Here is a 13,307-nt window from a genome sequence, read left to right as displayed (position 1 = left end):
GATCAGCCGCCGGAGGCCTTCTGGAAGGCGTCCTGAGCCGAGGCCTTCCCGGTCAGCGCGAGCTGGATCGCCTGGTAGATCACCTTCGCGGCGTCCGGCCACTTGTCGCCGAGCTTGCCGGTCCGCGCACGGGCCGTCTTGACCTGCTCGGCGAACGCCTTCATCGACGGCACCTCCTTGGCGTACTGGTCGAGCAGCGCGGCCTTGGTCGGGAGGGTGAAGCGGGCCTTCGCCCAGGCCAGCTCGTTCTCGTCGGAGTTCAGGCACTTCACGAAATCGGCGGCCTTCTGCTGCTTGGCCTGGTCCTTGTTCAGCGGGACCGTCCAGGCCTCGCCACCTAGCGGCGCGACCGGTGTCTGATCCGGCTTGTTCAGCGGGAAGGTGACGACATCCCACTTCACCTTCGGGCTCTCCTGCAGTGCCGGGATCTGCCACGGACCGTTCACCATCATCGCGGCCTTGCCGGCCACGAACTGGTCCTTCGCGTCGCCCTGGGTCCAGTTGATCACGCTCTTCGATGCCGAGCCGGACTGGACGAGATCGACCCACAACTGCAGGGCTTCGGCCACCTGCGGGCTCTTCAGGTCGGTCTCGTCGCCACCGTTGGTCCACATCGCCGGCAGGAACTGCCACGAACCCTCGTACGTCGCGTTGGCGTTGAACGCGATGCCGTAGCGACCGGGCTTGGTCAGCTTCTTGGCCGCGGCCTTCAGCTCGTCCCAGGTCTTCGGCGGCTGTACGCCGGCTTCGGCCAGCATGTCCTTGTTGTAGAACAGCGCGATCGTGTTCGTCACCGGCGCCAGCCCGTAGAGCTTGCCCTGGTACGACGTGGCGTCGACCATGCCCTGGATGACGCCGTCCGCGTTCAGACCCAGGTCGTTCAGCGGCGCCAGCGCACCGGTTGCGGCGATCTGCTGGACGTCGGGGTTGTCCAGCATCAGGACGTCCGGAAGCGTCTTCGACGACGCCTGCTGCAGCACCTTCTGGATCAACGTGTCACCAGGCACCGTCTCCCGCTGAATGGTGATGCCGAGCTTGCTCGCGCAGGAGTCAAGGCCCTTCTGGACCAGCGACTTGTCCGGATCGTTGTTGTAGTAGTCCAGGATCGACAGGCTCTTGACGGCCTCGCCGGACGAGGACGGCTTGTCGCCGCCGTTGTTGCCGCAACCGGCCAGCACGAGTGACAGGGTCGTCGCGCCGGCCAGCACAGCGGTGATCCGCTTGCTGATCATGACATCGGGCTCCTTCGATCAAAGCGTTGAACCATGGCCTGTCGACCATCGCCGGCCGCTTGCTCTTCGCGGGGTAAAGCGCTTAACTGAGGTTGAAGGGACTATGTTCCTTGGGTCACACCGCTGTCAAGAGTTCAGAGGGGGCGGTTTCGATGGTGACGATGCGGGACGTCGCGGAGCGCGCTGGCGTGTCGATCGCGACCGTGTCCTTCCTGCTGAACGACACCAAGCCGGTCACCGCGGCGACCAGGGCGCGGATCGAACAGGCGATGACGGAGCTCGGTTACCGCCGCAACGCGGTCGCCCGGGCACTGGCGAGCCGGCGTACGCACATCATCGCGATGGCGTACCCGGCGATGGAGCACCGGTTCGGGATGTCGACCGCGGAGTTCTTCACCGGCGCGGCCGAAGCGGCCCGCAAGGAGGCGTACCACCTGGTGCTTTGGCCGGTCGGCAACGACGGCGTCGAGTTGCGGGAGTTGCTCGGGCAGGGCCTGGTGGACGGGGTCGTCCTGATGGAGGTCCAGTTGGACGATCCCCGCATCGACGTCCTGGAACAGACCGGTACGCCGTTCGCTCTGATCGGCCGGACCACCGACCTCGAGGGGCTGTCCCATGTGGACATCGACTTCGACACCACGGTCCAGGAGGCGGTCGAGTACATCCATCAACTCGGTCACCGAGAACTCGTCCTGGTCTCGGGCGACCTGGCCGATCCCCGCTTCGACGGGTACGGGCCGTGGGTGCGGACCGAGAACGCCTACCGCCGGATCGCCGCCGAGTACGGGCTGCGGGTCGTCGTCATGCCCTGTGGCGACACCACCCATGCCGGCCGGGAAGTCGCGGAACGGCTGGTTGCCGAGCACCCCGAGACGACCGCGATCCTGGTCCTCAACGAGTACGCCGCCCTCGGGATCGTCTCGGGCCTGAGGCATCTCGGTCACGCCGTCCCCGAGGAGTTCTCCGTCCTCGCCCTGCTGATGGTCCCCGAGACCGCCGCCCTCTCCGACCCCGAAATGACCTTCCTCCGCACCCCCGGCCCCGAACTCGGCCACCTCGGCGCCGAAGCCCTCATCCGCCGCCTCGAGAACGCCGACCCCCTGCCACCCCAACTAATCCCCGCCGACCTCCGCCCCGGCGCCTCAGTCACCACCCCCCGCCCGAACCGCAAACCCCGCCGGACGTAGCACCGCAACCTCTGACGACAGGGTTCTGTCCCCTTCGTCATCTACTGTCACGACATGAAGCTGGGGGACAAAGTCGGGGCGTACGTCGAAGGCGCGTCGTGGCGCGACTTGTCGGAGTTCCTGGACGGGCTGGACGAGGTCGGGCTCAAGGAAGCCCGAGCCTGGTACCGGCAGGGGAGGGGACAGGCGCGAAGAGCTGCCGAACAGAGCTTCGGGCCGAGTAACGCTCACGAGAGCGGTGCCGCCTGCGTCCAACTGCTCGCCCTCCGGCTTGCTCCGACAGCACAGAGAGCGGCTCAGTGGTTCGGATGGAACCTCGTGGGCGAGTTCGGTGAAGCGGCTGAACCGCTCGTCCTGCGAGCCCTCGCCGCGGGTGGCCGAGATTGGTGTGCCGAGTTCGTTCAGGCGGCCAGCGAGTTGACCTTCCGTGGTGACAGCGCCCCCGACGCTCAACGCGTGGTCCAGTACGGGATGCCGCTGCTGGCCCATTTCGAGTTGCCATTGCCCAGCGGACCGGCGTACGTGGAGGGCTGGGTGCGGTACTACGACGAGCTGAAGTTCCGGGTTGCCGGCGCCCGCAAGCGGCAGGGCGACGACTACTACGCGCAGACCTGGCTGACATCGAACGGGGACGGCATCAAGGGGACCTATCTCGACACCCCGACTCTCGTCGACGCCTGGCGGCGGGATCCGGTGTTCGCCGACGCCCTCGCAGCATCACTGGCCATGCCGGCGGTGATCGGCCGCTTCGCGTCTCCTGCCGTCGAAGGATGGGAGATCGGACAGGCCGTAGCCACGTTGGCGACCGAAGGGCATCTGGACCGGGGCGCGGTTCTCGGCGATTGCTTCGGGGCGTTGGCTCGGCAGGAGGGGCCGGCGGCGAGCAAGGCGGTTGCGTCGATCATGGCGGGGCTGGAGCTGTCAGCTGCGGATCTGCGGGGCCGGATCCCGCTTCTGCAAGGGCTTATGGCGACCTGCCATCGGGCGGTGACCGTTGTTCTGTTGCCGCCGCTGATCGATGCGCTCTCATCGGCGGCTGAGTTCGAGGAGCTTGCGGCGACGGTCTTCTCGCGGAAGGAGAAGATGCAGCAGAACATCTTGCTGAAGGCAGTGCTGGCCAAGGGGGCCGTTGATCGGATCGGGCGCGAGTCGGTGGTTGCTGTGTTGTCGAAGGTCGCGCTGACCGACGACGAAACCTTGATGAGCAAGGCGAACAAGGCCCTTGCGGGGCTCGGGTCTGCGGTCGCCGAACCGGCGGGTGTGCCGATGGACGGGCTGTGGATCGACGTGCCAACGGCTGCGGTCGAGCGGTTCGGGCGGATCGCGCCGGAGCCGGCCGGGATCGCGGCTGCGCTGACGGCGATGGAGCTCGAGGGGGATGCGGGTTTCCTGGCTCGGTACCTCGACGCCCTGGTCCGGTGGGCCTGGTCGGATGTCGAGGTGGTCAAGCGGTGGTTCCGCGAACACGGGGCTGGGTTCGCGACGGATCCGATCGCGCAGCGGACGATCGAGTGGGCCGGGGGACGAGTCACCGAGAGGTCGTTCGTCGCGTACGCCGAGATCGCCGGTCAGTATCACGGGGGAGGACGGCGGTTCTTCCCCGGCGAGGACTGGGTGCTCGCCGAGTCGCCGGTGACAGCGGTCTTCGCCGACCTGCACCTCCAGGAATGTTTGCTGAACGCGGGTCGCGTTCCCCATCTGTTGAGTACGCCGAGTCGTAGTACCGGCGTACTGGAGTTCGACGACCTGGTGGCGAGGATCGCGGGCTACCGGTCGGTGCAGTGCGGTTCGCTCGATCTGTTCCAGGCATTGCTCAGGCTGGAGCCGGTCTCGCCGGATCGTCTTTCCGAGTTGCCCGACGTCGTGCTGCCTGTCTTTCGTCCCGGCGCAGAAGGACTTCTCAGCCGATGGACCGGCAGGCGGGGAGAGCCGGTCGACGCGATCGCCGTGATCCGGCAGTGGGTCGAAGGTGGTGGACTGCCTCCGACAGTGGCCAGGACGTCCGGCGACGGCATGACCTCGATCGAGCCGGCCGAGATCCCGGTCGGGCTGGAGTTCTTCCCGGAGGTGCCGCCGGACCTGCTGGGCGGCTACCGGGCGATCCATGTCACTCCCAGGATCGGATTCGAACCGGCGCGAACGATCGGGGTGGTGCCGCACTGGCCGGACCTGATCGCGGCACGGCTGCAGGAGGCGTTCTTCGAGGAATCCACTTGGGCGCCACCGTGGCTCGGGCAGCTCGTCGTGCCTGGTGCGGGACGCGCAGTGCATCAACTGCTGGCGATCACGATCGGCTATCCGGAGGAGCGGTCGCGCTTGCTGGGGGTCGATGCCCTGCTGACCCTGATGGGGCGGGAGGACTTCGATCCGGCGTTGTTCACGGAGCTCGTGCTGGCCAGGTTCGCGCAAGGATCGTTGCCGTTAGCAAGGACATCCTGGGCGGTCGAGCAGGCCGTTCTCGCCGGTGGACTGAAACCGCTCTGGCCGACGATGACGGCACTGGTCGACGTGGCTTGCTCGCAGGCCAGGAGCCCGGTGGGTCTGGCCGACCTGCTGGCCGTCGTACGGCGGTATCTGCCGGCGGTGCCCGATCCGGTGTTGCCGCCCGCAGTACGGGAGCTGGCCGCGAAGAAGGGGGCGACCAAGGCCGGTGCCGAGGCTCGGGCGTTGGTCGCTGTCGCCGACGGGCTCGCGGCTGTCAGCGGGACGGGCGCCGGCCGATGAGTGGGTATCTGGCAGCGTCGGCGCTGCGGGACGGGTCGGGCGGTGCTCTGCTGGCGTTGGAGACCGCGCTCGGGGTGACGCCGTCGGGGCTGGTCGAGCATCCGCAGTTCTTCGACGGGTTTCTGGCCCGGCCCGAGGTGGTCGCGGCCGGGTTGCTCGCGGTCGCCGATGTCGCGGGGACGCGCTACGTCGACCTCGCGGCGGTCCGGGCACGGTTCCTGGATCCGGTGGTGACGGCGAGCGGCGATCGGCTGCGATTCGAGTCGTTCTCGGCGTGCAACGGGGTCTACGCGCGGCTGGATCTGCTGGCCGACGGGATCGACAGCGGCGAGATCGGCTTCGGCACCACCAACGTCGACGTGAACCAGCCGCTGAGGTCGGCGCTGGCGGGACTCGGCGCCGGGGCGCTGGTCCATCTCGGGGTCGGCAGCGACAGCCTGCGGGTCTCGACGATCGAGGAGACCCACGAGGAGCGCAAGGTCGACCTGCCGGACCGCTGGGTTCGCGGCTTCGCGGAGACTCCGGTCAGCGCGGCGCGGATGCAGCAACGCGCGGAGCTGACCGGTCCGGCGATCGCGCCGTTCCTGGCCCGCCTTCCCAAGGGCGCGCCCGGTCCGTCGTACTACGTCGTTCAGTCGCCGGCCGGCCTGCGGCAATCGGCGCGAGCGGTGCCGGGCGCAGTACAACTGGCCGGTACTGCGCGGCTCACTGCGGCTGTCCGGGTTGCGCGTTTCGCCCGATGGCTGAAGATCTTCGGCAACGACGACGGCGCGAGTGCATGGGCCTTCGGGCTACCTGGTGCCACGTTGACGCTCCAGCTCTCGCCGGAGCCGTACCGCGGCTTCTCCGGCGAAGGCGGCCTGCTGACCTCCCTCACCACGTCGACCGCGGACCAGGCGGCACGGATCCTCGAGTACCTCGCGTGGGAGCCGATGATCGACCGCGTCGGCCTCGCCGAGCTGACCGGCCTCGCCCCGCCCGCCGTCGACAGCGGACTGGACTTCCTCGCCTCCTCCGGCAAGGTCGGCTTCGACCTCCTCGACAACACCTGGTTCCACCGCGAGCTCCCCTTCGAACCAGGCCGGACCGCACGCGACAACCCGCGCCTGACCGCGGCCCGAGCCTTGGTCGTCGCCGGCCAGGTCACCCGCGACGGCGCCGACTGGATCGTCCGGGTCGACGACCATCAGCACTGGGTCAGCCCGACCGCCACGTCCCACCGCTGCACCTGCCTCTGGTGGGCCAAATACCCCGACACCCGAGGCCCCTGCAAACACATCCTCGCCGTCCTCCTCTCAGCCGCCGAAGGCCACGACGCATAGTTCAAGCGTTTGGGTTGGGCGGTGGGTTGCTGGGGGTGTGCGGGGCGTGTTGGATGGTGGTGGGTTTGCCCTTGACCCGGGTGGCAGGTGTGGGTAACTTTCGCGTGCGGGGGCACGGTTGTAATTCAATTACCTGAGGGGTCGGTTATGTCCGCCTTGCGCCGCTTCGCCATTGCCAGCCTTGCTACTGCGACCGTCGGGGCGTTGGTGCCCGCGGCCGCGAGTAGTGCGCCACCGCCGATCAGCCAGGCGAACCAGATCACCGATGTGCAGAAGGCGCAGCGGGCGATCAAGGGGATGTCGCTCGAGGACAAGATCGGGCAGATGTTCGTGCTGTTCGCCTACGGCCCGGACGCGAACACTCCGGACGCGAGGAACACCGCCCTGTACGGCGTGGCGACGCCGGCCGAGGTGGTCGCGAAGTACCACCCGGGTGGCTGGATCTACTTCAACGCCCGCGACAACGTGCAGAACCCGACGCAGCTCGCGACGTACAGCAACCAGCTCCAGACCGCGGCCGTCAAGGAAGGTCTCCACCTTCCGCTGACGATCGCCACCGACCAGGAGCAGGGCGTCGTGGTGCGGATCGGTCCGCCGGCTACTCAGTTCGGCGGGAACATGGCCCACGGCGCCTCCCGCAGCACCGCGGATGCCAGAACCGCTGCCGGCATCACCGGGCGCGAGCTCAAGGCGATGGGGATCCGCGAGGACTACGCCCCGGTCGCCGACGTGAACGTCAACGCGCTCAACCCGGTGATCGGGGTCCGGTCCTTCTCGTCCGACCCGAAGCTCGTTTCGGACATGGTGGTCGCCCAGGTGCAGGGTTACCAGAACGACGCCGGGATCGCCGCGACCGCGAAGCACTTCCCCGGCCACGGTGACACCGTCGACGACAGCCACACCGCGCTGCCGACGATCAACCACACCCGCGAGCAGTGGGAGACGATCGACGCGCCTTCGTTCCGGGCCGCGATCAAGGCCGGCATCGACTCGATCATGACCGCGCACATCGTGGTCCCGTCGCTCGACCCGTCCGGCGACCCGGCGACGCTGAGCAAGCCGATCCTGACCGGCGTACTGCGCGGCGAGCTCGGCTTCAAGGGCCTGATCGTCACCGACGCCCTCGAGATGGCGGCCGTCCGGGCCAAGTACGGCGACGCCGAGGTGGCGGTCCGGGCCATCGAGGCCGGCGCCGACCAGGTGCTGCTGCCGCCCGCGCCGGACGTGCAGTTCAAGGCCGTCGTCGACGCGGTGAAGTCCGGCCGGATCAGCGAGCGCCAGATCGACGCGAGCCTGCTGCGCATCCTGCTGATGAAGATCAAGAACGGCGTCCTCTTCCAGCCCTTCGTCGACCCGGCCAAGATCGCGACGACAGTCGGTACGCCGGCCAGCCTCGCCACCGCGCAGAGGATCGTCGACAAGTCGGTCACCCTGGTCAAGAACAACACCAGCACCCTGCCGCTCACCAACACCCCGCGCAGCATCCTGGTCACCGGCTGGGGCGTCACCACCACACAGTCGCTGGCGAACAGCCTTGCCAAGCGCGGTGCGACCACCACCGTCGCGCAAACAGGTGCAGCCCCGTCGGACGCAGCCATCGCCGATGCGGTGACAAAAGCGCAGGCCAACGACGTCACCGTGGTGCTCACCCAGAAGGCGTGGGACACGAAGGTGACCGACAAGCTGGCCAAGCAGCAGAAGCTGGTAAAGGACCTGCTCGCCACCGGCAGGACCGTGATCGTCGTCGCCGTCCGCGACCCGTACGACATCGCGTACTTCGACGAAGCGCCGACGTACCTGGCCACCTACGGCTACGCGGCCGTCTCGATGGAGTCGCTGGCCAAGGTCCTGTACGGCGAGATCGCGCCGACCGGCAAGCTTCCCGTCGACATCCCGGTCGCCGGCCAGCCGCAGACGCCCTTGTATCCCTTCGGCCACGGATTGAGCTGGTAATGAAGAGACGTTCCCTCCTCGCAGGAGCCGGCGCCCTCGCGGCGGCACCGCTGATCGACATCCAGGCAGCCCAAGCCGAGGCCCAAGAGGCGAAGAAGACCATCACCACCGGGGCCCAGGCGCTGGCGAAGGACGACTGGAAGGCGCTGCAGGGCCAGAAGGTCGGCGTGATCAGTAACCCGACCGGCATCCTCGACGACCTGAGCCACATCGTCGACACCATGCACGCGTCCGGCAAGGTCAACATCGTCGCGGTCTTCGGGCCCGAGCACGGCTTCCGCGGCAGTGCCCAGGCCGGCGGCTCCGAGGGTGATCACGTCGACCCGCGGACCGGGATCATGGTCTACGACGCGTACGGCGCGGCCGCCGACAAACTCGCCACGCTCTACACGAAGTCCGGCGTCGAGACCGTCGTCTTCGACATCCAGGACGTCGGCGCGCGCTTCTACACCTACATCTGGACCATGTACGAGGCGATGCTCGCCGCGGTCCGCACCGGTGCGCGCTTCGTCGTACTGGATCGCCCCAACCCGACCGGCGGCTATGCCCGGGGCCCCATGCTGAAGCCCGGCTTCACGAGTGGCGTCGGTAAGCGGGAGATCATCCAGCATCACGGGATGACGGTCGGCGAGCTGGCCCGGTTGTTCAACGCGGAGTACCTGCCGCTGGACACGAACGGCGCCCGGCTCAAGGAGTTGCAGATCATCGAGGCGAAGGGCTGGAGGCGCGATCAGCTGTACGCCGACACCGGACTCACCTGGGTGATGCCGAGCCCGAACATGCCGACCCCCGACACCGCTCTGCTCTACCCGGGGCTCTGTCTCTTCGAAGCGACCAACATGTCCGAGGGCCGGGGCACGACCAGGCCGTTCGAGCTGATCGGTGCCCCGTACGTCGACTATCGCTGGGCGCAGGCCTTGCAGGCGAAGAACCTCCCCGGTGTCGCCTTCCGCGAGGCCTACTTCACGCCGACGATCAGCAAGAACGCGAACGTGCTCTGCGGCGGCCTGCAGGTCCAGATCACCGATCCGCACCGGGTCGAGGCGATCACCACCGCGACGCACATGATCGTCGAGGCGAACAAGCTGTACCCCGAGTTCGACTGGCGGACCGGCGACAACCCGCCCGGCCGCTGGATCGATCTGCTGACCGGCTCGGACCGGTTCCGGACCATGTTCGCCGCCGGCGCCACGGCCGAGGAGATCGTCGCGGCCTGGCAGGCCGAAACCGACGCCTGGACGGCCCGGCGGGCGAAGTACCTGCTCTATAAGGGAGATCACCGGTGAAGCTGGTCAAGCTGATCGCGCTAACCTCTACCCTGATGCTCACCATGACCACCCCTGCCATTGCCTCCGGCAACAAATCCGGCCGCTTCGACCATCCGTACGACGGGTATGCGCCGAAGTCCACCCTGCTGCGGGACTCGACCCCGCAGAAGGCGGGTCTCGACCCGGCGCCGATCGACACCGCGCTCGTCCAGGTCGCGGCCTGGACCAAGCCGAACGGCACAGCCCATCCCCTGTACGCCGGTGCCGTCACCCTGCTCGGCCACGACGGCAAGATCGTCACCCGCAATGCCACCGGCATGGCTCTCAAGTACGCCGATGGCAGCGGGACCGAGCTGCCCGCCGACCAGCAGATCCCGATGCGCGACGACACCATCTTCGACATGGCGTCGGTCTCCAAACTCTTCACCTCGATCGTGATCCTGCAGCTGGCCGAGAAAGGCAAGGTCGATCTCGACACCCCGATCGCGACGTACGTGCCGGAGTTCGCCGAGAACGGCAAGGCCGCGATCACCGTCCGGCAGGCCCTCACCCACACCACCGGCCTGCCCGCGTTCCTGCCGTTGTGGAGCGACCAGCCGACGCCCGAGCTCCGCATGCACGAGGCGCTCACAGCGAAGCTGATCAACACGCCCGGCAGCACTTACCTGTACTCCGACCTGAACCTGATCTCGCTCGGCGAACTCGCGCACCGGGTGACTGGCAAGACGCTCGACAAGCTGGTTGCCGACGGCATCACCAAGCCGCTGCAAATGCGGGACACCGGCTACAACCCGGATGCCAAGAAGAAGCCGCGGATCGCCGCCACGGAGTACCAGACGGCTCCGGCGCGCGGGATGGTCTGGGGATCGGTGCATGATGAGAACGCCTGGTCGCTCGGCGGCGTCGCCGGTCACGCGGGCGTGTTCAGTACTGCGGACGACCTGGCCGTGCTCGCCCAGACGTTCCTCAACGGCGGCAGCTACCGCGGTGCACGGATCCTCAAGGAAAGCTCCGTCACCGCGATGATCACGAACTTCAACCAGGGCTTCCCCGGCAACGACCACGGCCTCGGCTTCGAGCTGAACCAGCGCTGGTACATGGGCGGCCTGTCCGGACCTCGTACTGCGGGGCACACCGGCTACACCGGGACGTCGATCGTGATCGACTTCGATTCGCGTTCCTTCGCCATCCTGCTCACCAACAGGGTGCATCCGAGCCGTAGCTGGGGCAGCAACAACCCCGCCCGGAGGGCCGTAGTACAAGGCCTTGCGCTGTCGTTGGGTGTCGGGCCGCAGCACGGTAAGGACGCGTGGTTCTCCGGGACGACAGACGCCAGTACGACGACGCTCGCGGTGCCGGTCGCCGTACCGGACGGGGGAGCGAAGCTCGCGTTCGATCTGTTCGTGGACACCGAGGACTCGGATCTGTTGTATCTGGAGAGTTCGACCGACGGGTCTACTTGGAACAAGGTGCCTTTTACAGTGCTGGATCGTGGCACTGTGATCGACACCGACGGGTCGATCAGCGGCTCCGGTGACCGGCACTGGCATCAGGTGTCCGCGGAGCTCGGAGCGGGTCAGCAGACGCTGCGCTGGCGTTATACGTCGGACCCGCTCTACCAAGGCCGTGGCGTCTATGTGGACGGCGTGAAGATCAGTGCCGGGCACCAGGTCCTTTTCGACGGAGAACGGAACCCGGAATCATTTACCGCTTCCGGTTGGAGACTTTCGCGTCGGTGACCCCACTAGGTGGTTAGTCGCCGTACGGTGAGGTCATGACATCAGTAACCTCTCCTGAACCCACGGGGCCGCTGCTGGTCCGGGTCCGCGCGGTGATGCCCGCGCTGGCGCCGGCCGAGCAGCGGGTGGCGAACGCGGTCCTCGCGGACCCGGGCGGAGTGGCGGCGATGACGATCTCCGAACTGGCCGAGGTGGCATCCACCTCGGAGACCACGGTCATCCGGTTCTGCAAGCAGATCGGCGTCCCCGGCTATCCGCAGCTCCGCCTCCAGCTGGCGGCCCAGTCGGCGACGGAGAACATCCGTCCGGAGGTCGGTGGTGACATCGAACCGGGCGACTCGCTGGCCGACGTGGTCGGCAAGGTCGCCTTCGCCGATGAGCGGGCGGTCCGCGAGACCGCTCAGCAACTCGACGTGGAGTCGCTGGCGAAGGTCGTCGCCGCGGTCGCCAAGGCGCCCCGGGTCGACCTCTACGGGTCGGCCGCGAGTGCCTTCGTCGCGCTCGACCTGCAGCAGAAGCTGCACCGGATCCGCCGGGTCGCGTTCGCCTGGTCGGACGTGCACGTGGCGCTGACCAGTGCGGCCCTGCTCGGCGAGGGCGACGTCGCGATCGGGATCTCACACACCGGTACGACGGTCGAGGTGATCGAAGCGATCGAGGAGGCCGCCAAGCACGGCGCCACCACGGTCGCGGTGACCAACTTCCCCCGTTCGCCGCTCGCGCACACGGCCGACCTGGTGCTGACCACGGCGGCGCGCGAAACGACGTACCGATCGGGCGCGATGTCCAGCCGGATCGCGCAACTGACCGTGATCGACTGCCTCTTCATCGGGGTGGCCCAGCTGGTGCTGCCGGACGCTCAGAAGGCGCTCGAGGCGACCGCCAACGCGGTCCGGGGTCACCGGGTCAAAGGTCCTGTCAATGATCAACAGAATTGAAATTCCTTCAGTAGAAAACTAACATCGTATCTGTGATCACACCCACGGAGCAGCGCAATCCCAGGACGCTCGCGATCGATGCGGTGGGGACCGCCGAGATCCTCCGGATGGTCAACGCGGAGGATGCCCGGGTCGCGGGCGCCGTCCGTGCGGTGATCCCTGAGCTCACCCGGGTCGTGGACGCCGGTGTCGAAGCGGTCCGCAACGGCGGCCGGGTGCATTACTTCGGAGCCGGTACGTCGGGTCGCCTGGCGGTCCTGGACGCCGCCGAACTCCTGCCGACCTTCCATGCGCCGGACGACCTGGTGATCGCCCATCATGCGGGCGGCATGGAAGCCCTGCTGCGCGCGGTCGAGAACGTCGAGGACTCCGAGGAGGGCGGTGCCGCCGACGCCGCCGGAGTGACCAGCAAGGACCTGGTGATCGGCCTGGCAGCCTCCGGTACGACGCCGTATGTCGCCGGAGCGCTCGGTGCCGCCCGGGCCGTCGGTGCCACCACGGCGCTGGTGACGTCGAACCCAGCCGCTCCGCTGGCGGCGTACGCGGACATCCTGGTCGCGGCCGATACCGGTCCCGAGGTGATCGCGGGCTCCACCCGGCTGAAGGCGGGGACCGCGCAGAAGATGATCCTGAACGCGTTCTCGACCACGCTGATGATCAAGCTCGGCCGGACCTGGTCGAACCTGATGGTCGACATGGTTGCCACCAACAACAAACTGCGCGGCCGGATGCTGCGGATCCTGGGTGAGGCCACGGGCGCCGACCCGGACGCCTGCGCCGCCGCCCTGATGGCGGCCGACGGCGAGCTGAAGCCGGCCCTGGTGCACCTGCTCACCGGCAGCCCGGTGCCGGCTGCCCGCGAGGCACTGGAAGCGACCGGCGGCCGGGTTGCGCTCGCCCTCGGTCAGCTGAGCACAGCGCGCTCCGACACCGCGTAAACCGTT

General features: G+C 67.9%; 9 protein-coding genes. 8 read left to right on the top strand and 1 reads right to left on the bottom strand.

Annotated elements, in window-relative coordinates; genetic code table 11:
- Positions 1–2: 2 nt before the first annotated feature.
- The gene (locus tag ABZ004_RS02390) at positions 3–1,232 is read right to left on the bottom strand and encodes an ABC transporter substrate-binding protein (RefSeq protein ID WP_355677971.1); all 1,230 of its coding nucleotides are present in this window, start codon (positions 1,230–1,232) and stop codon (positions 3–5) included.
- A gap of 161 nt (positions 1,233–1,393) precedes the next feature.
- On the opposite strand from ABZ004_RS02390, the gene ABZ004_RS02385 reads away from it, so the two are divergent.
- The 8 genes from ABZ004_RS02385 (at position 1,394) to ABZ004_RS02350 (ending at position 13,301) form a co-directional block, all read left to right on the top strand.
- Positions 1,394–2,419 carry a LacI family DNA-binding transcriptional regulator gene (locus ABZ004_RS02385; RefSeq protein ID WP_355677970.1) on the top strand — a complete coding sequence of 342 codons (1,026 nt, stop codon included), beginning with the start codon at positions 1,394–1,396 and terminating at the stop codon, positions 2,417–2,419.
- A 54-nt stretch (positions 2,420–2,473) separates the two neighbouring features.
- Complete coding sequence (locus ABZ004_RS02380; protein WP_355677969.1) at positions 2,474–5,143, top strand: hypothetical protein; 2,670 nt, start codon at positions 2,474–2,476, stop codon at positions 5,141–5,143.
- Positions 5,140–6,465, top strand: a complete 1,326-nt coding sequence (locus tag ABZ004_RS02375; RefSeq protein WP_355677968.1) for an SWIM zinc finger family protein — start codon at positions 5,140–5,142, stop codon at positions 6,463–6,465. The genes ABZ004_RS02380 and ABZ004_RS02375 overlap by 4 nt, the downstream gene beginning before the upstream one ends.
- A gap of 147 nt (positions 6,466–6,612) precedes the next feature.
- Positions 6,613–8,418 (top strand): glycoside hydrolase family 3 protein, encoded by a 1,806-nt coding sequence (locus ABZ004_RS02370; RefSeq protein WP_355677967.1) that lies wholly within the window; start codon positions 6,613–6,615, stop codon positions 8,416–8,418.
- A complete protein-coding gene (locus ABZ004_RS02365; RefSeq protein ID WP_355677966.1) occupies positions 8,418–9,704 on the top strand; it encodes a DUF1343 domain-containing protein in 1,287 nt (428 codons plus the stop codon). Before ABZ004_RS02370 ends, ABZ004_RS02365 begins: the two co-directional genes overlap by 1 nt.
- Positions 9,701–11,425 (top strand): serine hydrolase domain-containing protein, encoded by a 1,725-nt coding sequence (locus tag ABZ004_RS02360; RefSeq protein ID WP_355677965.1) that lies wholly within the window; start codon positions 9,701–9,703, stop codon positions 11,423–11,425. The genes ABZ004_RS02365 and ABZ004_RS02360 overlap by 4 nt, the downstream gene beginning before the upstream one ends.
- A 35-nt stretch (positions 11,426–11,460) precedes the next feature.
- The gene (locus ABZ004_RS02355; RefSeq protein WP_355677964.1) at positions 11,461–12,363 is read left to right on the top strand and encodes a MurR/RpiR family transcriptional regulator; all 903 of its coding nucleotides are present in this window, start codon (positions 11,461–11,463) and stop codon (positions 12,361–12,363) included.
- 32 nt (positions 12,364–12,395) lie between these two features.
- Complete coding sequence (locus ABZ004_RS02350) at positions 12,396–13,301, top strand: N-acetylmuramic acid 6-phosphate etherase (RefSeq protein ID WP_355677963.1); 906 nt, start codon at positions 12,396–12,398, stop codon at positions 13,299–13,301.
- Positions 13,302–13,307: the final 6 nt, after the last annotated feature.

This window comes from Kribbella sp. NPDC006257 (assembly GCF_040613535.1).
Classification (GTDB): Bacteria; Actinomycetota; Actinomycetes; order Propionibacteriales; family Kribbellaceae; genus Kribbella.
Note: the sequence above shows the minus strand (reverse complement) of the source record. Positions and strands in the feature narration are given on the sequence as shown.

Bases quoted from the DNA above. Each gene is read 5' to 3' on its own strand.
- ABZ004_RS02375 (WP_355677968.1), top strand. From the start codon at position 5,140: ATGAGTGGGTATCTGGCAGCGTCGGCGCTGCGGGACGGGTCGGGCGGT.
- ABZ004_RS02370 (WP_355677967.1), top strand. From the start codon at position 6,613: ATGTCCGCCTTGCGCCGCTTCGCCATTGCCAGCCTTGCTACTGCGACC.
- ABZ004_RS02355 (WP_355677964.1), top strand. From the start codon at position 11,461: ATGACATCAGTAACCTCTCCTGAACCCACGGGGCCGCTGCTGGTCCGG.
- ABZ004_RS02365 (WP_355677966.1), top strand. From the start codon at position 8,418: ATGAAGAGACGTTCCCTCCTCGCAGGAGCCGGCGCCCTCGCGGCGGCA.
- ABZ004_RS02380 (WP_355677969.1), top strand. From the start codon at position 2,474: ATGAAGCTGGGGGACAAAGTCGGGGCGTACGTCGAAGGCGCGTCGTGG.
- ABZ004_RS02390 (WP_355677971.1), bottom strand. From the start codon at position 1,232: ATGATCAGCAAGCGGATCACCGCTGTGCTGGCCGGCGCGACGACCCTG.
- ABZ004_RS02385 (WP_355677970.1), top strand. From the start codon at position 1,394: ATGCGGGACGTCGCGGAGCGCGCTGGCGTGTCGATCGCGACCGTGTCC.